This window comes from Pseudomonas morbosilactucae (assembly GCF_023241665.1).
GTDB classification, from domain to species: domain Bacteria; phylum Pseudomonadota; class Gammaproteobacteria; order Pseudomonadales; family Pseudomonadaceae; genus Aquipseudomonas; species Aquipseudomonas morbosilactucae.
Map to the genome: position 1 here is coordinate 21887 of NZ_JALQCX010000041.1, position 22749 is coordinate 44635.

At 61.2% G+C, this 22749-nt stretch carries 17 protein-coding genes and 1 pseudogene; 13 read left to right on the forward strand and 5 right to left on the reverse strand.

Annotated elements, in window-relative coordinates; translation table 11 throughout:
- Window positions 1-10 precede the first annotated feature (10 nt).
- From fadA to M1B35_RS21880, 7 genes are all read left to right on the forward strand, one after another.
- Window positions 11-1186, forward strand: coding sequence for an acetyl-CoA C-acyltransferase FadA (gene fadA / locus M1B35_RS21850; protein ID WP_268263037.1), 1176 nt, complete (start codon window positions 11-13; stop codon window positions 1184-1186).
- 99 nt (window positions 1187-1285) lie between these two features.
- On the forward strand, window positions 1286-1522 hold the full coding sequence (locus M1B35_RS21855) for a DUF1653 domain-containing protein (RefSeq protein WP_123330676.1): 237 nt from the start codon (window positions 1286-1288) through the stop codon (window positions 1520-1522).
- Between the two features lie 114 nt (window positions 1523-1636).
- A complete protein-coding gene (topA, locus tag M1B35_RS21860) occupies window positions 1637-4249 on the forward strand; it encodes a type I DNA topoisomerase (protein WP_123330678.1) in 2613 nt (870 codons plus the stop codon).
- A gap of 156 nt (window positions 4250-4405) precedes the next feature.
- Window positions 4406-4930 (forward strand): DUF6586 family protein, encoded by a 525-nt coding sequence (locus M1B35_RS21865; protein ID WP_268263038.1) that lies wholly within the window; start codon window positions 4406-4408, stop codon window positions 4928-4930.
- A 50-nt stretch (window positions 4931-4980) separates the two neighbouring features.
- Entirely contained in the window at window positions 4981-5982 is a 1002-nt protein-coding gene (locus tag M1B35_RS21870) for a hypothetical protein (RefSeq protein ID WP_268263039.1), read from the forward strand.
- A 3-nt stretch (window positions 5983-5985) separates the two neighbouring features.
- Entirely contained in the window at window positions 5986-6543 is a 558-nt protein-coding gene (locus M1B35_RS21875) for a LemA family protein (protein ID WP_123330685.1), read from the forward strand.
- A 160-nt stretch (window positions 6544-6703) separates the two neighbouring features.
- Window positions 6704-6937: a hypothetical protein gene (locus M1B35_RS21880; protein ID WP_123334319.1), complete on the forward strand. Its 234-nt coding sequence runs from the start codon at window positions 6704-6706 to the stop codon at window positions 6935-6937.
- A gap of 92 nt (window positions 6938-7029) precedes the next feature.
- Here M1B35_RS21880 and sulA read toward each other — a convergent pair whose 3' ends face one another.
- Window positions 7030-7503 (reverse strand): SOS-induced cell division inhibitor SulA, encoded by a 474-nt coding sequence (sulA, locus tag M1B35_RS21885; protein WP_268263040.1) that lies wholly within the window; start codon window positions 7501-7503, stop codon window positions 7030-7032.
- Window positions 7504-7513: 10 nt separating this feature from the next.
- Complete coding sequence (lexA, locus tag M1B35_RS21890) at window positions 7514-8122, reverse strand: transcriptional repressor LexA (protein ID WP_123330689.1); 609 nt, start codon at window positions 8120-8122, stop codon at window positions 7514-7516.
- Between the two features lie 252 nt (window positions 8123-8374).
- Here lexA and M1B35_RS21895 point away from each other — a divergent pair, with 252 nt between their 5' ends.
- From M1B35_RS21895 to M1B35_RS21905, 3 genes are all read left to right on the forward strand, one after another.
- Window positions 8375-9082, forward strand: coding sequence for a TetR/AcrR family transcriptional regulator (locus tag M1B35_RS21895; RefSeq protein WP_268263041.1), 708 nt, complete (start codon window positions 8375-8377; stop codon window positions 9080-9082).
- 204 nt (window positions 9083-9286) lie between these two features.
- Window positions 9287-10285: a beta-N-acetylhexosaminidase gene (gene nagZ, locus M1B35_RS21900; RefSeq protein WP_185039279.1), complete on the forward strand. Its 999-nt coding sequence runs from the start codon at window positions 9287-9289 to the stop codon at window positions 10283-10285.
- A gap of 12 nt (window positions 10286-10297) precedes the next feature.
- Window positions 10298-11041, forward strand: coding sequence for an S-methyl-5'-thioinosine phosphorylase (locus M1B35_RS21905; protein ID WP_268263042.1), 744 nt, complete (start codon window positions 10298-10300; stop codon window positions 11039-11041).
- Window positions 11042-11087: 46 nt separating this feature from the next.
- On the opposite strand, the pseudogene M1B35_RS21910 reads toward M1B35_RS21905, so the two are convergent.
- The 3 genes and pseudogenes from M1B35_RS21910 to mfd form a co-directional block, all read right to left on the reverse strand.
- A pseudogene (locus M1B35_RS21910) lies at window positions 11088-13779 on the reverse strand (SNF2-related protein).
- 11 nt (window positions 13780-13790) lie between these two features.
- Window positions 13791-14357, reverse strand: coding sequence for a CsiV family protein (locus M1B35_RS21915; RefSeq protein WP_268263043.1), 567 nt, complete (start codon window positions 14355-14357; stop codon window positions 13791-13793).
- Window positions 14358-14367: 10 nt separating this feature from the next.
- Window positions 14368-17817 (reverse strand): transcription-repair coupling factor, encoded by a 3450-nt coding sequence (mfd, locus tag M1B35_RS21920; RefSeq protein ID WP_268263044.1) that lies wholly within the window; start codon window positions 17815-17817, stop codon window positions 14368-14370.
- A gap of 352 nt (window positions 17818-18169) precedes the next feature.
- On the opposite strand from mfd, the gene M1B35_RS21925 reads away from it, so the two are divergent.
- The 3 genes from M1B35_RS21925 to M1B35_RS21935 all read left to right on the forward strand — a co-directional run bounded on the left by M1B35_RS21925 (window position 18170) and on the right by M1B35_RS21935 (window position 22749).
- The gene (locus tag M1B35_RS21925) at window positions 18170-19633 is read left to right on the forward strand and encodes a glyceraldehyde-3-phosphate dehydrogenase (RefSeq protein WP_123330703.1); all 1464 of its coding nucleotides are present in this window, start codon (window positions 18170-18172) and stop codon (window positions 19631-19633) included.
- 657 nt (window positions 19634-20290) lie between these two features.
- Window positions 20291-21502, forward strand: a complete 1212-nt coding sequence (locus tag M1B35_RS21930; protein ID WP_268263045.1) for an HlyD family secretion protein — start codon at window positions 20291-20293, stop codon at window positions 21500-21502.
- Entirely contained in the window at window positions 21499-22749 is a 1251-nt protein-coding gene (locus M1B35_RS21935; protein ID WP_268263046.1) for a hypothetical protein, read from the forward strand. The genes M1B35_RS21930 and M1B35_RS21935 overlap by 4 nt, the downstream gene beginning before the upstream one ends.

Sequence of the window (22749 nt, forward strand, 5' to 3'; positions counted from 1 at the left end):
GAGTGAACATATGAGCTTGAATCCTAGAGACGTCGTGATTGTCGACTTCGGTCGTACTCCGATGGGCCGCTCCAAGGGCGGCATGCACCGCAACACCCGCGCCGAAGACATGTCGGCGCACCTGATCAGCAAGCTGCTGGAACGCAACGTCAAGGTCGACCCCAACGAAGTCGAAGATGTGATCTGGGGCTGCGTCAACCAGACCCTGGAGCAGGGCTGGAACATCGCACGCATGGCGTCGCTGATGACCCAGATCCCTCACACCTCGGCCGGTCAGACGGTCAGCCGCCTGTGCGGTTCCTCCATGAGCGCCCTGCACACCGCTGCGCAAGCGATCATGACCGGCAACGGTGACGTATTCGTCGTGGGCGGCGTCGAGCATATGGGCCACGTGAGCATGATGCACGGTGTCGATCCGAACCCGCACATGTCCCTGTACGCGGCGAAAGCCTCGGGCATGATGGGCCTGACCGCGGAAATGCTCGGCAAGATGCACGGCATCACCCGTGAACAGCAGGACGCCTTTGGCGTGCGTTCCCACCAACTCGCCCACAAGGCGACGGTGGAAGGCAAGTTCAAGGACGAAATCATCCCGATGCAGGGTTACGACGAGAACGGTTTCCTGAAGCTGTTCGACTACGACGAAACCATCCGTCCGGAAACCACCCTGGAAAGCCTGGCGGCCTTGAAGCCGGCCTTCAACCCTAAGGGCGGCACCGTGACAGCCGGTACATCGTCGCAGATCACTGACGGTGCCTCGTGCATGATCGTGATGTCGGCCCAGCGTGCCCAGGACCTGGGGATCCAGCCTTTGGCGGTGATCCGTTCCATGGCCGTGGCGGGTGTGGACCCGGCGATCATGGGCTATGGTCCAGTACCAGCGACTCAGAAAGCCCTGAAACGCGCGGGTCTGGGGATTGCCGATATCGACTTCTTCGAGCTCAACGAAGCATTCGCTGCACAGGCCCTGCCAGTGCTGAAAGATTTGAAAGTGCTCGACAAGATGAACGAGAAGGTTAACCTGCACGGCGGTGCGATTGCCCTGGGCCACCCATTCGGTTGCTCCGGTGCACGGATCTCCGGCACCTTGCTCAACGTGATGAAGCAGAATGGCGGCACCTTCGGTGTGTCCACCATGTGCATTGGCCTCGGCCAGGGCATTGCCACCGTCTTCGAACGCGTTTAAGCGTTCGCTCGATGGAAGCCGGGGCCCAGTGCCCCGGTTTTTGTTTTTCTGACGATTTATTTGTTTTTATTTTTAAAAAATTTGCACGAGGGCCAGAGCATGAAGTTACAACCCGGGCTCTATCAGCATTACAAGGGGCCGCAGTACCGCGTTTTCAACGTGGCGCGGCACTCGGAAACCGAAGAAGAGGTGGTCTTCTACCAAGCCCTGTATGGCGATTACGGCTTTTGGGTGCGTCCCTTGAGCATGTTCCTGGAGTCGGTCGAGGTTGACGGCGAACAGGTCCCACGCTTTGCTTTGGTGCAGGCCGAAGCCAGTCTTTTTTCACCGGCTTGAGCGCTGGTCGCGCGGAACCCTGCGCTTGACCTCACCTTGTTGCCACTATATATAGCGGTGCCGCGTCAGGCGCCAACCGCCTTTCACTTCTCGAATTCAGGAATTTTCTGATCCATGGGCAAATCGCTGGTCATTGTGGAATCCCCGGCTAAGGCCAAGACCATCAACAAGTACTTGGGTAACCAATACGTGGTGAAGTCGAGTATCGGCCATATCCGAGACCTGCCCACCAGCGGTTCGGCCAGTGCCGCCAAGGAGCCTGCCGCCAAGCGCGGCAAGGCCGCTGCGGGCGAGGCACCGGCCCTGTCGCCGAAGGAAAAGGCGCGCAAGCAGCTGGTTTCGCGCATGGGTGTCGATCCGGATCACGGCTGGAAAGCCAAGTACGAGATCCTTCCCGGCAAGGAAAAGGTCATTGAAGAGCTGCGTCGCCTAGCCAAGGATGCCGACACCATCTATCTGGCAACGGACTTGGACCGCGAAGGGGAAGCCATTGCCTGGCACCTGCGGGAAGCCATTGGCGGTGACGACAGCCGCTACAAGCGCGTGGTGTTCAACGAAATCACCAAGAAGGCGATCCAGGAAGCCTTCTCCCAGCCCGGCGAGCTGGATATCAACCGGGTCAATGCCCAGCAGGCTCGACGCTTCCTCGACCGCGTAGTGGGTTACATGGTTTCGCCGTTGCTGTGGGCGAAAATCGCTCGTGGCCTGTCTGCCGGCCGTGTGCAATCGGTGGCGGTCAAGCTGGTGGTGGAGCGTGAGCGCGAGATTCGTGCGTTCAACCCTGAAGAGTACTGGGAAGTCCACGCCGACCTGGGCACCGCCAAGGGTGCCAAGGTGCGCTTTGAAGTGGCTCGGGAAAACGGCGAAGCCTTCAAGCCACTCAACGAAGCCCAGGCCATGGCAGCCCTGGAGAAGCTCAAGGCTTCTGCCTACACCATCGCCAAGCGTGAAGACAAACCGACCAGCAGCAAGCCGTCGGCACCTTTTATTACCTCCACCTTGCAACAGGCTGCCAGTAACCGTCTGGGCTTCGGGGTGAAGAAAACCATGATGATGGCCCAGCGTCTCTATGAAGCTGGCTACATCACCTATATGCGTACCGACTCCACCAACCTCTCGGTCGATGCCGTGGCGATGGCACGGACGTATATTGAAAGCGAGTTCGGCAAGAAGTACCTGCCGGAGAACCCCAACGTCTACAGCAGCAAGGAAGGCGCACAAGAGGCTCACGAAGCGATTCGTCCTTCTGATGCCAACACCGAGCCAAGCAAGCTGTCGGGCATGGAGCGTGATGCTGAGCGTCTCTACGAGCTGATCTGGCGCCAATTCCTGGCGTGCCAGATGCTGCCGGCGCAATACCTGTCGACCACTGTCAGTGTCGCGGCCAGCGGCTTCGAGCTGCGGGCCAAGGGCCGCATCCTCAAGTTCGACGGCTACACCCGTGTGATGCCGCAAATCAGCAAGCCGGGCGACGACGATGTGTTGCCAGACATGGCCCAGGGCGAAGTGTTGAAGCTGATCAAGCTCGACCCGAGCCAGCACTTCACCAAGCCGCCGGCGCGTTACTCTGAAGCCAGCCTGGTCAAGGAGATGGAAAAGCGGGGTATTGGTCGTCCGTCGACTTACGCAGCGATCATTTCCACCATTCAGGATCGCGGCTACGTGGCCCTGCACAACCGTCGTTTCTATTCGGAGAAGATGGGTGACATTGTCACCGAGCGTCTCTCCGAGAGTTTCTCCAACCTGATGGACTACGGCTTCACTGCCGGCATGGAAGAGAACCTCGATGACGTCGCCCAGGGCGAGCGTGATTGGAAGAACGTGCTCGACGAGTTCTACGGCGACTTCAAGAAGAAACTTGAAGTGGCGGAAGGTGCCGAGACCGGCATGCGCGCCAACCAGCCGGTGATGACCGACATCCCGTGCCTGACCTGTGGCCGTCCGATGCAGATTCGTACAGCGTCCACTGGCGTATTCCTCGGCTGCTCGGGTTATAGCCTGCCGCCGAAAGAACGTTGCAAGGCCACCGTCAACCTGGTGCCGGGTGACGAGATTGCTGCGGACGACGAAGGTGAATCCGAATCCCTGGTGTTGCGCGGCAAGCATCGCTGCCCGATCTGCAGCACGGCGATGGATGCCTACCTGCTGGACGAGAAGCGCAAGCTGCACATCTGCGGTAACAACCCGGATTGCGCGGGCTACGAGATCGAAGAGGGCAGCTATCGCATCAAGGGCTATGAAGGTCCGAGCCTGGAATGCGACAAGTGCGGCAGTGAGATGCAACTGAAGACTGGCCGTTTCGGCAAGTTCTTCGGTTGCACCAATGCGACCTGCAAGAACACCCGCAAGCTGTTGAAGAGCGGTGATGCGGCGCCGCCGAAGATGGACCCGGTGAAGATGCCTGAGCTGAAATGCGAAAAGGTCAACGACACCTACATCCTGCGTGACGGTGCTTCGGGTCTGTTCCTGGCAGCCAGTCAGTTCCCGAAAAACCGTGAGACTCGGGCGCCTCTGGTGCTGGAGCTGATCCCGCACAAGGATGAGATCGATCCGAAGTACCACTTCCTCTGCGAAGCGCCGAAGAAGGACCCAGATGGCCGTCCGGCGGTGGTGCGTTACAGCCGTAAGACCAAAGAACAGTACGTGCAGACCGAAGTCGACGGCAAGCCGACCGGCTGGCGTGCGTTCTACGACGGCGGCACCTGGAAGGTCGAAGACAAGCGTTAAGGTTGGGTGACGGGGGAGGCCACTTCTCCGGCGCCTGAAAGCCGCATGCAGCCGATGTGCTGCATGCGGTTTTTTTTGTCTTGCGATTGGTCAAGTCCATCCATGACACTGTGCCACCCACGTGCCGTTTTACTTTTTGTTGTGGAGGCTGCCGTCATGGCCCACGAACTCTATACCCGTACCAATCAGAAAATTTACTTTGCCGGCTTGTCCCTGGAAGCCTTGGCTCGAGCTGAAGAGGGGCGGGCGATGACTGCTCAGGCTCAGGTTCAGGCTGGTCGGGAATCGGTGCTGTTTCATCTCTATGGCGCGCTGCTTGGGCTTTGCCACGAAATTGCCGGGTTTTACCGCCTGCCCCAGGCCAATGCGCCTCGTGCGGAGCTGATCCTTACCCAGGAAGTGCTGGATCATCTGGCAATTCCGGAGCTGGCCGAGCTGGTGGAGTTGGCCCATAACTCGGAAACTTGGTTGGCCAAGCTGTTGGCAGCCTACGCCGCGCTGTTCCAGCCGCCCCGTGCCCCGCACAAGCCCAAGGGCGATGTGACGCAGCCGTTGATCGTGGCGGTCAACCTCGATGAGGACGAGCCGGAACAGGCACTGAGCCGAGAAGAGTTGGAAAGCTGGCGGCAAAACCTCAAGGCCCTGGCGATTCGTTTTCGTGATGGCTTGAACGAGTGCTGAGCCTGAGTGCCGGTTGATCCGGGCTTCGAAGATTTGATCAAGGATGAGTCATGTTGTTTTTCCAGCGCGATCAAGAGCTGATCCGCTTACTGGGTTCCTGCCAGGTGCAGGTCTCCCGGGCCCAGTCCAATGCCGACTTGCTGCAGGTGCTCGACCGGCTTGAAGCCTTCCCAGGTGGCCTGGAGTTTGATCACGCGCAGCCCAAGCTGCTGCTGGTTCTGGCGTTCGCCTCGCTGGTCGTCTCGTACCTGATGGACGGCATGGGGTGGATGGGTTGGGTCGCCATAGGCTGCTGCTTTGCCAGTTTTCTGGTCAAGCGAGGGCGTTCGTCCTCGTTGGGCGATTTGTCGGCCCGGATCGGACGTAAGTGCTCGCTGTTCAGCAACGGGTTGAGCGAACCCGAAAGCACTGCCGATTGGTGTTTCAAGAAGTTGAGCAGCGAGTTCAGTGATTACCTGCGCGGTACTGAGCGTCGCGATATCGTGACGTCTGCCCAGGGTGTCTTTCAGGGAGCCCTGCATTCGTTGGCGTTCGAATATCACCATCTGCGCTATGTGAATCTCCGCAAGGATAAAGGCGGTGGCGAAGAGGTTTTTGATCGCTACAGCCTGGTGCTGGACTTTCCCTGGGTGAAGGGGCTGTCGGTTCGGACCGACGTGGTGGGCGCGCCATTGGCGGGCAAGGGTTTCGAGACCACGCTCGACGACTTTAATCGGACCTTTCTTTTGCAGGGTCGCCGCGAGTTGGATTGTGCCAAGTTCGCCACGCCCACGACCCTGCTCTTTCTGATGGCGCTTTCCCGTCGGCTGAGCAAGGTGAACCTGGAGTTCTCCGAGCAGGGGCGGTTATGCCTGAGCTTCAACAATGATGAAGTCATGGCTTATGCCTATCCGGGATCTCTGGCTGATCTCCAGGCCTTTCGTGAGCAAATCAAAGCGGGTATTGAGTTGCCAGGGCTGAGTCCGCTGTTGGAGTTGGCGCATCAGTTGGCAGAGTTGCACGACAATAATTTTGATCTTCCTTCGAAGGTCGCTGACAAGATGGAGCAGTAAGCAATGGAGTTGTTGTTGGTAGTGGTCGTGGGCCTCGGGGTTGTTGTGTATCTCAGCTACAACAGAATCATCGCCGCCCATAACCGTGTGCAACGCGCCTGGTCGGACGTGCTGACCTACGAGCGCCAAGCCATCCGGGTGCTCGATATGCTCGAGCCCAAAGTGGCGGGTTTTCAGGAGTATGAAAGCCAGTTGCTGACGCAGATCGTCGAGTTGCGCACGGCCATCTCCCGCCTGCCTTCCATGGCGGATGGGGCAGCGCTGACTCCCGTTGATCAGGGGGCAAAGGCGCTGCTGGGGGGCTTGGATGTGGCTTTCGAGGCCTATCCGGAGTTGAAATCCGCGGACCTGATGAATGGCTTGCTGCGGGAAGTGGCGGAGCAGCAAGGCAACGTGGGTGCCGCCATTACGCTGTTCAATCTGAACGTGGAGAGCTTCAACAACAGCCTGCAGCTGTTCCCGGGCTCTTTGGTCAATCAGATCACTCTGAAGAAGTCGCCAGTCACGCCTTTTTCGGACAGTCAGGCGTCAGCATCCTTCGAGTACAAGCCGAACTTCTGAGTCAGTCTGAAGGCTCGATACAAGCGGATGCGGGGTGGGTTTACCCAGGAAAGAAACGAGAGGCACCGGGGTCGCTAGCGGGTGGATCGTGCTCAAGATCCCAAGCGAGGGCATAGCGATGACTGATATAATCCCGGCCTTTCGTGGAGAACAGACTTTTATGCCAACGTCCTTTCTAGAAATTGTCGAGTTGCCAGACGGTCGTATCGAGCTGCGCAGGGCTGAGGACGAGGGTTCTCTGGTTACTTTGGATTTCTCCGAGGACGCCAAGGCTTTCCTGCAGGGGCAGCATGTGGAAGTGGCCAAGGCCATGTTGAGCGTCGGCGTGCAGATGGCCGGACGTTTGGTTGAAGGTGAAATCGATAAGGAAGAGGGGCCGCGGGTTCTTCACTGAGTCCGCTGGTCGGTTTTTTTGCAGTCGTTTTTTGCTTTGTTTCGGCTTCTCAATCCTCGAGAAGCCTCGTGTCATTCCGCAGCATTCCCGTTTCAACCCAATCGAATATTCAGGCTCTGTGCGTCGCCCGTGCGCGCTGCGCTGATGAGTTGCTGCTTGGCGCTGTTGTTCAGCGGATTTAGCCAGCTAACGACCGTATGACTGCGCCCCAGGCGCAGGGCTTCGCAGGTCAACTGCTGGGCGCTTTGAGCGCCGCGAGGGTGCAGCAGCAGGATGCGTTCGCGATTCAAGCCGGCATCGCGCAGCCAGGTTTGGGTCAGGCTCGACGGTGGGGCAATCAGGGTCAGCCAGCGGGCGTCTTGCTCTTCGCTCAGCTCCCGAAGAATGGGGGCCAGCAGGCTCAGGCAGTTCCCCGCAGCACCGCGTAACGACAGTTCACTGAAAACTTCCGGATCATTGTTCCAGGGCTTTTCGGTCACTTCTTTGAGGATCGGCGCCAAGGGTTGGGCCAGGAATGCCTCGAACAGCGACAGTTGTGCTTGCTGTGGTGCGTGTGGGAACTGCATAAAGCCTCCTTTAGCGGCGAATCACGCCGACACTCAAGCCTTCGATCACCAGTTCCTGATCTTTCAGGTTGACTTCGATAGGGGCGAACTCAGGATTTTCGGCAAGCAGCCAGACTTTGCTGCCTTCGCGCTTGAAGCGTTTTACGGTGACTTCATCACCAATGCGCGCCACGACCACCTGGCCGTTGCGAGCCTCGCGCGTGGTGTGAACGGCCAGCAGGTCACCGTCGATGATGCCGATGTCCTTCATGCTCATGCCGTGCACCCGCAGCAGATAATCAGCGCGTGGATGGAAGAAGGCCGGGTTGATGTTGCAGGACTCTTCGATATGTTGCTGGGCCAGGATCGGAGCGCCGGCGGCGACGCGGCCAATGATCGGCAGCGTGGAGTCGTCGGCCTTGGCTTCGAAACCCGGGATGCGAATCCCGCGGGAAGCGCCCGGGGTCATTTCGATTGCGCCTTTGCGGGCCAGCGCCTTGAGGTGCTCTTCGGCGGCATTGGGGGACTTGAAGCCCAGTTCCTGTGCGATTTCCGCACGGGTTGGCGGGTAGCCATTGTCTTCAAGGCAGCGTTTGATAAAAGCCAGAATCTCAGCTTGGCGGGGCGTCAGTTTTAGCATGTCGATCGCTCTGTCTTTTTATACAGTGACTGGGATTATATACAGTGAGTCGCGCTTGGCAATCCTCCTTTTTTCCGGGGGCGCCGGACGGTTCTTGAGGGGTTGTTCCGGCCCGGTTGGGCAGGGCTGGCTACAGCGGGCTGCAGGTATGGTTAAATAGCGCGCCAGTGGGGCCTGAAGCAGGCTGACAGGCTTGACATTGCAGGGGCTGAAACGTATGTTTCAAACAAGTGTTTGTCAGGCGGAGTAGCCATGGCCCAGTCGGAAACCGTTGAACGCATTCTCGATGCTGCCGAGCAGTTGTTCGCGGAAAAAGGTTTTGCCGAAACCTCATTGCGGCTGATCACCAGCAAGGCCGGGGTCAACCTGGCGGCGGTGAACTATCACTTCGGTTCGAAAAAGGCCCTGATCCAAGCTGTGTTCTCGCGCTTCCTCGGGCCTTTTTGCATCAGCCTCGATCGTGAGCTGGAGCGGCGCCAAGCCAAGCCGGACAATAAGCCAAGCCTGGAAGAGCTGCTGGAGATCCTCGTCGAGCAGGCTCTGGTGGTGCAGCCTCGCAGTGGCAACGACCTGTCTATTTTCATGCGTCTCCTGGGGCTGGCTTTCAGTCAGAGCCAGGGGCATTTGCGACGTTACCTGGAAGATATGTACGGCAAGGTGTTCCGCCGTTACATGCTGCTGGTCAACGAAGCCGCCCCGCGCATTCCGCCGATCGAGCTGTTCTGGCGCGTGCACTTCATGTTGGGTGCGGCGGCTTTTAGCATGTCCGGGATCAAGGCGTTGCGCGCCATCGCCGAAACCGATTTCGGGGTCAATACCTCCATTGAACAAGTGATGCGCCTGATGGTGCCGTTCCTCGCTGCCGGCATGCGTGCCGAGACCGGCGTGACCGACGATGCCATGGCCAGCGCCCAGCTTAAACCTCGTAGCAAGTCGGCTCCGGCAGTCGCCAAGGCCTGATGCCACGGGTGGGCGCGCCAGCTTACATCCGCTAAGCTAGCCACCCATGCCGACTCTCGCTCCCTATCCCTTTGTACGCCCCTCACCGTGGGTCATTCGCCTGGCTATGCCTGTGGCGAATTTTTCCTGCGCCTGTGCCGGGCCCATGGGCTTGGCCGTTCGGTGCGAGCCCTTCGTTATTAAGGAAATTCTATGACCGCTGGCCTGCAAGGCTCCTTGATGGTGGACGTCGCCGGTACCTGGCTGACGGCTGAAGATCGACAACTGCTGCGCCAGCCCGAAGTGGGCGGCCTGATTATTTTCGGCCGCAATATCGAGCATCCGCGCCAGGTGCGAGAGCTGTGTGCAGCGATTCGTGCGGTCCGTCCGGACCTGTTGCTGGCCGTGGACCAGGAGGGCGGGCGGGTTCAGCGTCTGCGCCAGGGTTTTGTCCGGCTGCCGGCCATGCGTGCGCTGGCAGACAATCCCAATGCCGACTACCTGGCCGAGCAATGCGGTTGGATCATGGCCACGGAAGTCTTGGCGATGGGTCTGGACCTGAGTTTCGCTCCCGTGCTGGACCTCGACCATCAACGCAGCGCGGTGGTGGGGTCGCGGGCATTCGAGGGCAACCCTGAGCGTGCCGCCGAGCTGGCCGGAGCGTTTATCCGTGGCATGAACAGTGCCGGCATGGCTGCCACGGGCAAGCACTTTCCCGGGCACGGTTGGGCCGAAGCCGACTCCCATGTCGCCATTCCCAATGATGAGCGCAGCCTGGACGAGATCCGCGCCAAGGACCTGGTGCCCTTCGCCCGCCTGAGCCAACAGCTGGCGGCGGTGATGCCGGCCCATGTCATCTATCCCCAGGTCGATTCCCAGCCTGCCGGCTTTTCCCGGCGCTGGCTGCAAGACATCCTGCGGGGCGAGTTGCAGTTCGACGGGGTGATCTTCAGCGACGACCTGTCCATGGCCGGTGCCCATGTAGTGGGGGATGCGGCGAACCGCGTCGAAGCCGCCTGGACGGCTGGTTGCGACATGGGCTTGGTGTGCAATGACCGTGCTGCGGCCGAGCTGGCCCTGAGTGCGGCCCAGCGTCTGAAGGTGACGCCTGCACCGCGAATCGCCCGGATGCGCGGCCAGGGAATGGGCTCGCTGGAGTACAAGCAGGACCCCCGTTGGCTGACGGCGCTGGGTGCCCTCAAAGATGCCCAACTGATTGATTAAGGACGCCTTGCCATGACGGTCTACGCAATTATCGGCGGCACCGGCCTGACCCAGTTGGAAGGGTTGAACATTCGCCAGTCTCTGGCCCTCGACACGCCTTACGGTGCGCCGTCAGCCGAGGTTCAAATTGGCGAGTACGCCGGTCGCGATGTGCTGTTTCTGGCTCGTCACGGCCACCCCCATCGTTTCCCGCCTCACCAGGTGAACTACCGGGCCAATCTCTGGGCGCTGAAGCAGGCCGGCGCCCAGGCGATCCTGGCGGTCAACGCCGTGGGTGGCATTCATGAAGCCATGGGCACCGGGCATTTTTGTGTGCCTCACCAGTTGATCGACTACACCAGCGGGCGCCAGCACACCTACTTTGCCGATGACCTGGAGGCGGTGACGCACATTGATTTCAGCCACCCCTACAGCGAGTCGCTGCGCCAGCAACTGATCGCCGCCCTGGCGGCCGAAGGCTGCGCCCACAGCGCTCAAGGTGTGTATGCCTGCACCCAGGGGCCGCGCCTGGAGACGGCCGCAGAAATCACCCGCCTGGAGCGCGATGGCTGCGACATTGTCGGCATGACCGGGATGCCCGAAGCTGCCCTGGCCCGTGAGCTGGAACTGGATTACGCCTGCCTGGCGCTGGTGGTCAACCCGGCCGCAGGCAAGTCCACGGTGTTGATTACCATGGCTGATATCGAGCGAGCACTGCAGGAAGGGATGGGGCGGGTCACGGCGACCCTGGCACGGGTACTGGCAGCAAGCGCCTAAGGCCTTTCAGCCAGGGGCGCCTCTTCCCCTGGCTGCCGGTGCGGGTTCAGCGTGTGGACTTCTTGTCCGGCAAGGGCGCGAACAGCGCTTCGATATCGTCATTCTGCAGTTGCCAGTCCCCGGCCTTGCGCCCATCCAGCACGCCGGCCGCCAGGTCGGACTTCTCCTGTTGCAGGTGCTGGATTTTCTCCTCCACCGTGCCGCGTGCAATCAGCTTGTAGACGAACACCGGTTTTTCCTGGCCGATGCGATAGGCGCGGTCGGTGGCCTGGTTTTCCGTGGCCGGGTTCCACCACGGGTCGTAATGGATCACCGTGTCGGCTTCCGTCAGGTTCAGGCCTACGCCGCCGGCTTTCAGGCTGATCAGGAAGATCTGCCGCTTGCCGCTCTGGAAGTCCCGGACCGGCGTGCGTCGATCACGGGTCTGGCCGGTCAGCAGGGCATAGTCGATGTGGCGACGTTTCAGCTCGTCTTCGATCAGGCTCAGCATCGAGGTGAACTGGGAAAACAGGAGGATTTTCCGGCCTTCCGCAAACAGTTCTTCGAGCATTTCCATCAGGCTGTCGAGCTTGCCCGACGAACTGCCGCGAGGCGGCGGCGTGTCGCTGACCAGGCGCAGGTCGCAGCACACCTGGCGCAGCTTGAGCAGGGCTTCGAGGATGATGATCTGACTGCGGGCCACGCCTTTGCGGGTGATTTCGTCGCGGACTTTCTTGTCCATGGCCAGGCGCATGGTTTCGTACACATCGCGCTGCGCCTCGTTGAGTTCGACCCAGTGGATAATCTCGGTCTTGGGCGGCAACTCGGTGGCCACCTGCTCTTTGGTGCGGCGCAGCAGGAAGGGTTTGATCCGGCCATTGAGGTGCTGCAGGCGCACTTCGCTGGTGTGCTTCTCGATCGGCACCCGGTAGTCGCGGTTGAAGCTTTTCACATCGCCGAGCCAACCCGGGAGCAGGAAGTGGAACAGCGACCACAGCTCACCCAGGTGATTTTCCAAGGGCGTGCCGGACAAGCACAGGCGTTGCCGGGCGTTGAGCTCGCGAGCCGCTTGAGCGGCCTTGCTCGACGGGTTCTTGATGTACTGCGCTTCGTCCAGGATCAGCACATGCAGCGGCTGGGCGGCCAGCAGTTCGACGTCCTTGGGCAGCAGGGCGTAGGTGGTCAGCAGCAGGTCGTAGTCGGCCAAGTTCGGGAAGTGCTTTTTGCGCCCGGCGCCGTACAGCGCCAGGACCTTGAGCTGCGGGGTGAAGTGCGCCGCTTCGTCCAGCCAGTTGGGAATCAGGCTGGTGGGCATCACCACCATGCAGGGGCGATCCAGGCGCCCGGCGTTTTTTTTCGCTGAGGATATGGGCCAGGGTCTGCAGGGTTTTGCCCAGGCCCATGTCGTCGGCGAGGATGCCGCCCACTTCCAGTTGGCGCAGCGACTGCATCCAGCTCAGGCCTTCCAGTTGGTAAGGCCGCAAGGTGGCGTTCAAGCCTTGTGGCGCGGGTGCCGAGTAGTCGCGGATGTCCCGCAGGCGCTGGGCGAAGGTGCGGATATGCTCGCCGCCTTCCCACAGCAGGGGCAGCGCTTCCAGCGGGTTGAGGCGGGTGGCGTCGGCGCTGCTCAGGCGCAGGGTGGTTTCCCCGGGTTCTTGCAGATAGAACTCGCCGAGGGTGGCCAGTACCGGCTTCAGTCGGCCATAGGGCAGGGCCACTTGCAGTGGGCCGTGGGGTGAATTGGGACGATTGGGAATGTTCACCAGGATCAGTTCGTCGTCACGCCGCTTGGCCAGGCGCTCCGGGTTGAGCAGCTCAGTGTGGGAGCGCATCAGGTTGAGCAGGATCGGCAGCAGGCTCAGACGCTCGCCATTGACGATGATCCCCAGTTCCAGGTCGAACCAGTCCCGCTCCGGCGCGGCGTCGACGGTGGCGTACCAGTCGTCCACGGTGGTCAGGTCGAAACCGAAATCGTCGTCGATCTGCAGCTCCCAGCCTCGGGTGCGCAGGGTCGGCAGCTCATTCAGGGTAAAGGTCAGCCAAGCGCTGTCATTGACCATTTCAAAGAGTTCGCCGGCACTTTCCGGCAGCGCCTTGCTTTGCCGGGTGGCGATCTTGAAACCCAGGGCGCGCAGCTGTTCGCGGTAACCCTGTTCCACTTCCGGCTGGCGCCTGATGCGCAGGGTCTGGTGTTCCTGGCGCACGATGATGTCGCTGTTTTTCTGCCCGCTGGCGTACTCGTCCAGGTAGTTGAAGGACAGCGCGGCACGGTGCTGGATATAGCGTTGCATCTTGCCGTTGCGCGGCTCGAAGGCGCTGAATTCAATGCTTGCCAGCCACAGTCGCGGACGCGGCTGCACCGTGTCGACGATCTGCTGGGGCAGGCTCGGCGGGGTGCGGTTCTCCAGGACAGCCTGAAGTTTCTCCAGCAGTTCAGCGTCTTTGGCGGCGGCCGGGTAGGCCAGGGTTTCCTGGACTTGCAGCAGCACCGCGGCCACGTGTTTGCAGTTGCTGCGCACCGGGCAGGTGCATTGAGTGTCGAGCAGCAACAAGGCGCCTTTGGAGGACTCCCGCAGGCTGATGGTCTGGCGGTAGACGTTGCCTCCCGAGCCCTCGCAACTGGCGGTGATGGTGCTGTCGCCCACCTGGACGATCCGCACGCGGTTCTCCAGGGCGTAGCGCCGGCCGCGCTCCAGTGCTTGCTCTTTGAAGCGATTGACCCAGGAAGGCGCCAGGGGTTTGGTCAGGGGCGGGGTCATAAGGACTTCAATCAGTCCGGTATTTCAACGGGCGCCTGGCTCGGGGCGGGCCTGGACAGCGAGGTGATTTTGATCAGCAGCGCCAAGTGGCCGTTGTCCAGGTAATTGAGTTGGCCGTTCTTGGTGTGGCTTTCCTGCTTCAGGCGCTCGCTGGCGGTAATCAGGCCGTTGGCGTCGATCTGGTTGACCCAGAAATCGGCGGCCACATCGGTAAAGCGCCCGAGTTTCAGGCCCAGGGTGCCTTCGATGGGGTACTGGCCGAATTGCTCCTGGCCGTCGCTGAGGGCCACTTTGACCGGGATTTCCCCCAGGCTCTGCTGCCAGGCCTTGTGCATCAGTACGCTGTAGTCCCCGCTGGCGCCGAGCTTGTCGGCAATGCCGCCCAGGGCCGGGCTGCGCTGGCTCTCGGCAGGCAGGCGCTGGGCATCGGCCGCCCAGTCCTCGGGCGCGGCGCGGCTGAGGATGGCGGGCACGGCGTTCTGCCGCACGAGGATCATTTCCACCTGGTACAGGTCGTCGGCAACGGCCAGGGGCGCGATCAGGGTCAGCAGCAGGGGCAGCGAGCGAAACAGGCGCATTGGGCGTCCTTCAAGCAGATTTCGGGGTGAGGCGCTCAAACAGCGCCTCCAATGTATTAAAGCGTTCTTCCGGACGCTCCATGGGCACCATGAATTTGAACTGGGTTGCGCCTTCGAACTTGTAGCGCTTGGGCTGGCCCTGGATCAGTTTGATCAGCGCCAATGGGTCCACCGGGGTGTCGGCGGCGAACTCAATGCGTCCGCCCTGGGGGCCGCCATCGACTTTCTTGATGCCCAATTGCTCGGCCTGCAGTTTCAGCAGGGTCAGGCGCACCAGGTTCTTGGTCGGCTCTGGCAGCAAGCCAAAGCGATCGATCATCTCCACTTGCAGGTCCTTCAGGCCATCCTCGTCGGTGGCCGAAGCGATGCGTTTGTAGAGAATCAGCCGCGCGTGCACGTCCGGCAGGTAGTCCTCTGGAATCAGTGCCGGCAGGCGCAGGTTGATTTCCGGACCGCCGCCCAGAGGCTGGTCGAGGTTCGGCTGTTCGCCCTTGCGGATGGCTTTCACCGCGCGCTCGAGCATCTCCATATAAAGGGTGAAACCCACGGCCTGGATCTGCCCGCTCTGGCCGTCGCCCAGCAGTTCGCCAGCGCCACGGATTTCCAGGTCGTTGGTGGCCAGGACAAAGCCGGCCCCCAGGTCCTGGGTGTTGGCGATGGCTTCCAGACGCTTTTCGGCGTCCGGAGTGATTTGCTGGCGCGGTGGTGTCAGCAGGTAGGCGTACGCCTGGTGGTGACTGCGGCCGACCCGGCCGCGCAACTGGTGCAGCTGGGCCAGGCCGAACTTGTCGGCGCGCTCGATGATGATGGTGTTGGCGCTCGGCACGTCGATGCCGGTCTCGATGATGGTCGAGGCGATCAGCACATTGAAGCGCTTGTGGTAGAAGTCACTCATCACCTGTTCGAGTTCGCGTTCGCGCATCTGCCCATGGCCGATGCCGATCCGTGCTTCCGGCACCAGTTCGGCCAGGTCCGCGGCGCATTTCTCGATGGTCTTCACGTCGTTGTGCAGGTAATAAACCTGGCCGCCACGCAGCAGCTCACGCAGCAGGGCCTCTTTGACCGTGCTCTTGTTCTGCTCCATGACAAAGGTGCGCACCGACAGGCGTCGCGCCGGCGGCGTGGCAATGATCGACAGGTCGCGCATGCCCGATACCGCCATGTTCAGCGTGCGCGGGATCGGCGTGGCGGTGAGGGTGAGGATGTCCACCTCGCTGCGCAATGCCTTGAGCTGTTCTTTCTGGCGTACGCCAAAACGGTGCTCTTCGTCGATGATCACTAGGCCGAGGTTTTTGATCTTGACGTCGTCCTGCAGCAGCTTGTGGGTGCCGATGACGATGTCGATCTTGCCTTCTGCCAGGTCCGCCACCGCAGCATTCACTTCCTTGGCCGATTTGAAGCGGCTCATCACTTCCACGGTCACCGGCCAGTCGGCGAAGCGGTCGCGGAAGCTGTTGTAGTGCTGCTGGGCGAGCAGGGTGGTGGGCACCAGGATCGCCACTTGGCGGCCGCCGTGCACGGCAATGAACGCCGCGCGCATGGCCACTTCGGTTTTGCCGAAGCCCACGTCGCCGCACACCAGGCGGTCCATGGGCTTGGGCGCGAGCATGTCGGCGCGCACCGCTTCGATGGTGGTCTGCTGGTCCGGGGTTTCTTCAAACGGGAAGCCGGCGCTGAAGGTGGCGTAGTCGGCTTTCGGGTCGGCAAAGGCATAGCCTTCGCGGGCCGCTCGGCGGGCGTAGATGTCCAGCAGTTCGGCGGCCACATCGCGCACCTGTTCGGCGGCTTTGCGCTTGGCTTTCTGCCAGGTTTCCGAGCCCAGGCGGTGCAGCGGGGCCAGGGCGTCGTCGCTGCCGGTGTAGCGGGCGATCAGGTGCAGGTTGGCCACCGGCACGTAAAGCTTGGCGCCCTCAGCGTATTCCAGGGTGAGGAATTCCGCGGCCTGGTTATCGATTTCAAGGGTCGCCAGGCCCAGGTAGCGGCCGACACCGTGGTCGATGTGCACCACCGGCGCGCCTTCGCGCAGCTCGGTGAGGTTCTTGATCACGGCGTCGTTGTTGGCGTCGGCGCGTTTTTCCCGGCGCCGGCGCTGCATGACCCGTTGGCCGAACAGCGGGCTTTCGGCCACCAGGGCCAGGGCCGGGTCATCCAGCAGCAGGCCTTCGTCCAGGGGGGCGATGGTGATGGCCAGGCGGTCTTTGCCGGTGACGAAATCCGGCCAGCTGTCGACCGTCTTGGGCCGCAGCTTCAAGCGTTCCAGCAACTCCAGCAGCACTTCCCGGCGGCCGGCGGATTCGGCGGTAAACAGCACGCGCCCGGGGAATTCGTCGAGGAAGTTCGCCAGCGCCGCCAACGGCTGGTTGGCCTTGGCTTCGATGGCCAGGTTCGGCAGCTCTTGGGCCGGGAAGCGTTCGCGGCCGACGCCGGCTTCCAGGTCTTGCTGGCTGGCCACCACCCGTGGCCAGTTCTTCAGCCGGGCGAAGCAGTCCTCCACCGGCAGGAACAATTCCGCCGGTGGCAATAGAGGCCGGGAAGGATCGATGCGCCGCTCTTCATAGCGGTTGCGCACATCGTTCCAGAAGTTTTCCGCCGCCTGCTCGATACCCGGCAGGGAGAACACCTGAGTGTCCTGGGGCAGGTAGTCGAACAGGGTCGAGGTTTCTTCGAAGAACAGCGGCAGGTAGTACTCGATGCCGGCCGGCGTGATTCCGCTGCTCAGGTCCTGGAAGATCGGGCAGCGGCGGAAGTCCACGTCGAAACGTTCGCGGAAACGCGCCTTGAAGCGGGTGACCGCCTCTTTCTGCAGCGGAAATTCCTTGGCCGGCAACAGGCGGATCGACTCGACCTTGTCAATGGAACGCTGGTTTTCCGGATCGAAGGTGCGCAGGGTCTCGATTTCATCGTCGAACAGGTCGATGCGATAGGGCAGTTTGCTGCCCATCGGGAACAGGTCGATCAGGGCGCCACGCACGGCGAACTCGCCATGTTCGTAGACCGTGTCCACGCAGCGGTAGCCGCTGGCTTCGAGGCGGGTGCGCATCTGCTCCACATCGAGCTTCTGCCCCACATCCAGCACCAGGCTGCTGCCCAGCAGGAACTGGGTCGGCGCCAGGCGGTGCAGGGCCGTGGTAATCGGCACCACCAGCACGCCGTGCTCCAGCTCCGGCAGCCTATAAAGGCTGGCGATGCGCTGGGAAATGATGTCCTGGTGCGGCGAGAACAGGTCGTAGGGCAGGGTTTCCCAGTCGGGAAAGTGCAGCACCGGCAAATCCGGGGCGAAGAAACCCAGCTCCTGCTCCAGCCGCTCGGCGCTTTGGCTGTCGGCGGTCAGTAGCAGGGTGAAACGCTTGGCGGCGCTGGCCGCTTCGGCGATGGCCAGGCTCAGCGCGGCACCGGGCAGGTTGCCCCAATGCTGCTTGCCGGAGGCGGTAGGGAGTAGCGGTAGACGCAGGACGGGCACGGAAGGTTGAGCTCCAAGCGTTGCGACAAAGTCGGCAATTGTAGCGGGGGCGGGTGCCGGCTGTCAGTGGCTGATGCGTCTATTACGCCGGTTGGGGCAAATGTAGTGGCAATGACAAAAAAAGCACCAGTTCGGAGCTAAATGTAGTGCCGAATCGGGGCTGGGTTACGGAGGGTTACAGACAAGGCGCTGAGTCGTTCAAAAAATTGACGCTCCTGGAGGCCCCGGTTTTACTGGCTTTTAGCGCGGTGTTATTTTTTTGCAAGGGTTTTTGTTACTGATCCAACGACAGGCGCGCATTGCTACGGGAGGGACACGGCGGCATAATGTAGCCCCTTTTTTCTGCCCCTACATGTGGAAGGTTCCCGTGACTCAGAAGCCCGACCAGTGTCTTGGTGAATGGATCGACCGTGAAGCACTCGCAGAAGCGATGATTCCGCTTATCGGTCAGCTGTACCGCAATAACAATGTGGTCAGCTCGATCTATGGCCGCAGCCTGATCAACCAGTCTGTCATCGCGATTCTCAAAGCTCACCGCTTTGCTCGCCACCGTTCCGCCGACGACAGCGAACTCTCCGTCCACGAAACATTCCCACTGCTCAAAGCCATGAGCGAGCTCAAGCTCGGCGCGGCTTCGGTAGATTTGGGCAAGTTGGCGTTCAAATTCCGCAACGAAGGCAACGGCCGCACCGCCGAGCAGTTCGTCCGCGAAGAAATGGCTGACGTGGTTGGCCAGCAAAACGCTTCCGCACGCAAAGGCACCGACGTTGTGCTCTACGGCTTCGGTCGTATCGGCCGTCTGCTGGCGCGCATCCTGATCGAAAAAACCGGTGGCGGCGACGGCCTGCGTCTGCGTGCCATCGTGGTGCGCAAAGGCGCCGACAACGACCTGACCAAGCGCGCCAGCCTGCTGCGTCGCGACTCGGTGCACGGTTCGTTCAACGGCACCATCACCATCGATGAAGAAAACAACACCATCACCGCCAACGGCAACCTGATCCAGGTGATCTACGCGAAGAACCCGACCGAGGTGGATTACACCCAATACGGGATCAAGAACGCGTTGCTGGTGGACAACACCGGTGTATGGCGTGACGCCGACGGCCTGGGCCAGCACTTGGCCTGCCCGGGTATCGATCGCGTGGTGCTGACCGCGCCCGGCAAAGGCAAGCTGAAGAACATCGTTCACGGCATTAACCACGCCGAAATCACCGCTGACGATAAGATCGTTTCCGCGGCGTCCTGCACCACCAACGCCATCGTGCCGGTGCTCAAGGCCGTCAACGACAAGTTCGGCATCATCAACGGCCACGTTGAAACCGTTCACTCGTACACCAACGACCAGAACCTGATCGACAACTTCCACAAAGGCGATCGCCGTGGTCGTTCCGCTGCGCTGAACATGGTAATCACCGAGACCGGTGCTGCCACCGCTGCTGCCAAGGCCCTGCCTGAGCTGGCCGGCAAGCTGACCGGTAACGCGATCCGTGTTCCGACGCCGAACGTGTCGATGGCCATTCTCAACCTGAACCTTGAGAAAGCCGCCACCCGTGAAGAGATGAACGAGTACCTGCGCTACATGGCGCTGCACTCCGATCTGCATAAGCAAATCGACTTCGTCAACTCGCAGGAAGTGGTGTCCACCGACTTCGTTGGCTCGCGCCACGCCGGTGTAGTGGACGCTGAAGCGACCATCTCCCAAGACAACCGCGTTGTGCTGTACGTCTGGTACGACAACGAGTTCGGTTACAGCTGCCAGGTGATTCGCGTGATGGAAGACATGGCCGGTGTAAACCCGCCAGCGTTCCCGCGCTAAGCCTTAGCCGCTTATGAAAACGCCCCGACTTGTCGGGGCGTTTTTTTTGCGGTGATGCAGGACAGGCGAAGCGTTGGCGAGGGTTTTATATCGTTTTAATCTGGGAAATGGTTTGCTCAGAACCCACTTCGCAGTTGCTGCTTTATATCGATTGGGTATTTATAAAAAACGCCGATTAAAAATAAGTACTTGTCGCGGTTCTGTTGTTTTGTTTGTTAGTTGGATCCAGGTTATATGTCGGCATCTAATTGGCGCCATTAATTTGATCGGTGGCCAGTACTTGACACTGCTTGGCGGCTGAACTTAGTGTCGCCTCTGACAACGCCCGGCATCCCCCGGGACAGAGATGTCAATGTGCCTTGTTCGGTTGATCAGGCGCACTTCCTACTTCCTGCCAGTATTGAGTTTACGAATGTCATAGACAGTGCACTTGCCTGTTCTGACCTTATATAACTCCCCAAAAAGACGGGAATCTCATTCCTGCTCACCTCATAAGAATCACCACTAAGCCAACGGCTGTTTTGGGTTGTCTGGTGTATTGATTTTATTTTTCTGATAACGCCTGCCTGATGCATGTGCGGTTCTGGAGTGTTGTTGCCTGCCATTGGCGAGCAACTACCACAGGCCGTGTTTATGGGTTTAGTGGGAGCGTCAGACATGGTGCAAGCAGGCTCAAAGTTCTTTTCACTATCCCTGTTGCCCCGTTTGGTGGGCTTGGGGGTTCTGGCTTTTATTCTCTGGCTGTTGCTGTCCACCCTGTTGATGCCGCTGGTATCGGCTTCGGCCACCCGGGCGATCCTGAATGCGCCGGTGATTTTGCTGACGACACCCATCGACGGTGTGGTCAGTGCCCTTAACGTCAAATCCGGCAGCGCCTTCACCCGAGGGCAAAGCATCGCCCTGGTGGAAAATCCGCGGGCCAATCAGGAAACCCTGCTGACCCTGCGCACCCGCCGCCTGAGCCTTGAGCAGCAGTTATCCTCATCACGCAGCCAGTCAGAGCACGACCAGCAGTTCTACCAGGCCCTGGAGAAAACCAGCCTGGAGTACCAGTCGGCTTTCCACACCCGCCAGCTCTACACCCAGAAAGCCCTGCGCGCCGAAAGCAGCGCCGCCAGCGCCCGTTTGCAGGACGCCCGGGAGACAGTGGAGCGCAACCTCGAGCTGTTCCGCCAGGGTGCGGTGAGCGGGGCGATGGTGGCTTCGTCGAAAGCCCAACTGGCTTCGCTGCAAGGCGCCGCCGAGTCGATTCGCTCGCAGTTGGGCATCAGCAGTGGTGATCTGAACGCGGCCAATCAGCAGGTCTACCTGGACCCCGACCAACTGCGCATGTTCGATCTGCGGGCGCAAATGGTCACCTTGAAATTGAGCCTCGAAAACCAGGCGCGCAACCGCGAGACCCTGGAGCAGGAACTGGAGCAGCTCGACGCCTTGATCGAGGCCGAGAACACCCGGGTGAAACTGATGGTCGGTTACGACGTGGTGGCTTATGCGCCGGGCACGGTGCAGGAGTTGCTGGCCCCCCAAGGCACCTTGGTGCGTGCCGGCGCCACCTTGCTGCGTGCCACCAACTGTGGGGAAAGCTACGTGATTGCGGTATTCCCCGAGCGCATGGCCAGCAAGATCGACCGCGACAGCGTGCTCACGGTGCGGATTCGCGGCTTGTCGGAGCCGTTGAAGGCCAAGGTGGCGCAACTGTTGTCCAGCTCCTCGGACATTCAGGCTGGCACCTACAGCGTGCCGTTTCCTTATGCCGAGCAGAATTCGGTCTACGTGGTCGGCACCTTTGCCGAGGACCTCAGTGAGGCGCAGCGGGCGATGGTCTGCAAGCCGGGGCTGTGGGCGTCCGCCGAGGTATCGGGCCCATGAGCTGGCGCCTGATCTGGCCGGTTCTCGCGGGGGTGCTGCTGATGCCGATGACCAGGGCCGGCTGGGCCGAACCTGGGCGCCTGCAGTTGGCGGACCTGACCTGCGCAGCCCTGGATCGTGCGGTGCAGGCCCAGGGCAACGGGCCGCTGCTGCTGGCCAGCTACCCTGCGCTGGACCTGCCGCCGACCTCGATCCTGGCGTTGCGCGGGGTGGCGTTCACCTACGACAACGCTCTGGCCAGCATTGCCCTGTTCGCGTGCGGCAAGCCGGGGCCGGCGCGGCAGATTGCCGATGCCCTGGCCTTTGCGGTGATGCACGACCCGGAATATCAGGACGGGCGCCTGCGCAATGCCTATGCCTCGGGCCCTGTGGCCACGCCCGCGATGCGCTTGCCGGGGTACTGGAGCGTCGAACTCAATGCCTGGAGCCAGGATGCCTATCAGGTCAGCAGCGCCACCGGCAATCAGGCCTGGGGCGCGCTGGCGCTGTTGGAGGCCTATCGCCAGACCCGTGAACCGAGCTACCTGGCGGCCGCGCGCCGCTTGCTGGACTGGGTGCGGCAGAACACCTACGACTCGCGGGCTCCGGCGGGGTTTAGTGGTGGCTTGTATGGCTACTTTCCCCGGCAAGTGCGTCAGGGCTGGAAGTCCACTGAACACAATGTCGACCTGGTGGCGGCCTGGCACGCCTTGGCGCAGTGGGTGCCTGATGCTGACGCCAGCGCTCAGGCGCAGATCGCCCGGCAGTTTGTGCAAAGCCAATGGGACGAGACCCAGGGCCGCTTTTTGATCGGCACCGGTGAAGATGGGCAAACCTCCGATCGCCTGCGCTCCGGCCTGGATGCGCAGATCTGGCCGCTGCTGGCGGTGCCCGAGCCCCCGCAGGACTGGCGCCGGGTGTTCGCGTTTATCGACCGTGCCCATCGTTTCGGCGAAGGCTACGGCTTCAACCGCGACCCGGACGGCCTGTGGACGGAAGGCACCGCCCAGGCTGCGGCGGTGGCGCGGCTCAGTGGCCTGCAGGGCCAGGCCAGCCCGCTGTGGCGGGTGCTGTTGGCGCAACAGGCCAGCCAGGGCTGGCTGTTTGCAACACCGCAAGCGCGTATCGGTACCGGGCTGGCCATAGGCCCGGACTCTGTCGGCAATGACTTTTTCTATTACCACCTGCCTCACCTGGGTGCCACGGCGTGGGCGGCGATTGCCGCGACCGGTGTCAACCCGTTTACCGGATCACGAGAGGCTGACTGA

Excerpts from the sequence above, each read along its gene's own strand:
- fadA (WP_268263037.1), top strand. The coding sequence starts at position 11 with ATGAGCTTGAATCCTAGAGACGTCGTGATTGTCGACTTCGGTCGTACT.
- M1B35_RS21855 (WP_123330676.1), top strand. The coding sequence starts at position 1,286 with ATGAAGTTACAACCCGGGCTCTATCAGCATTACAAGGGGCCGCAGTAC.
- topA (WP_123330678.1), top strand. The coding sequence starts at position 1,637 with ATGGGCAAATCGCTGGTCATTGTGGAATCCCCGGCTAAGGCCAAGACC.
- M1B35_RS21865 (WP_268263038.1), top strand. The coding sequence starts at position 4,406 with ATGGCCCACGAACTCTATACCCGTACCAATCAGAAAATTTACTTTGCC.
- M1B35_RS21870 (WP_268263039.1), top strand. The coding sequence starts at position 4,981 with ATGTTGTTTTTCCAGCGCGATCAAGAGCTGATCCGCTTACTGGGTTCC.
- M1B35_RS21875 (WP_123330685.1), top strand. The coding sequence starts at position 5,986 with ATGGAGTTGTTGTTGGTAGTGGTCGTGGGCCTCGGGGTTGTTGTGTAT.
- M1B35_RS21880 (WP_123334319.1), top strand. The coding sequence starts at position 6,704 with ATGCCAACGTCCTTTCTAGAAATTGTCGAGTTGCCAGACGGTCGTATC.
- sulA (WP_268263040.1), bottom strand. The coding sequence starts at position 7,503 with ATGCAGTTCCCACACGCACCACAGCAAGCACAACTGTCGCTGTTCGAG.
- lexA (WP_123330689.1), bottom strand. The coding sequence starts at position 8,122 with ATGCTAAAACTGACGCCCCGCCAAGCTGAGATTCTGGCTTTTATCAAA.
- M1B35_RS21895 (WP_268263041.1), top strand. The coding sequence starts at position 8,375 with ATGGCCCAGTCGGAAACCGTTGAACGCATTCTCGATGCTGCCGAGCAG.
- M1B35_RS21905 (WP_268263042.1), top strand. The coding sequence starts at position 10,298 with ATGACGGTCTACGCAATTATCGGCGGCACCGGCCTGACCCAGTTGGAA.
- M1B35_RS21915 (WP_268263043.1), bottom strand. The coding sequence starts at position 14,357 with ATGCGCCTGTTTCGCTCGCTGCCCCTGCTGCTGACCCTGATCGCGCCC.
- M1B35_RS21925 (WP_123330703.1), top strand. The coding sequence starts at position 18,170 with ATGTGGAAGGTTCCCGTGACTCAGAAGCCCGACCAGTGTCTTGGTGAA.
- M1B35_RS21930 (WP_268263045.1), top strand. The coding sequence starts at position 20,291 with ATGGTGCAAGCAGGCTCAAAGTTCTTTTCACTATCCCTGTTGCCCCGT.
- M1B35_RS21935 (WP_268263046.1), top strand. The coding sequence starts at position 21,499 with ATGAGCTGGCGCCTGATCTGGCCGGTTCTCGCGGGGGTGCTGCTGATG.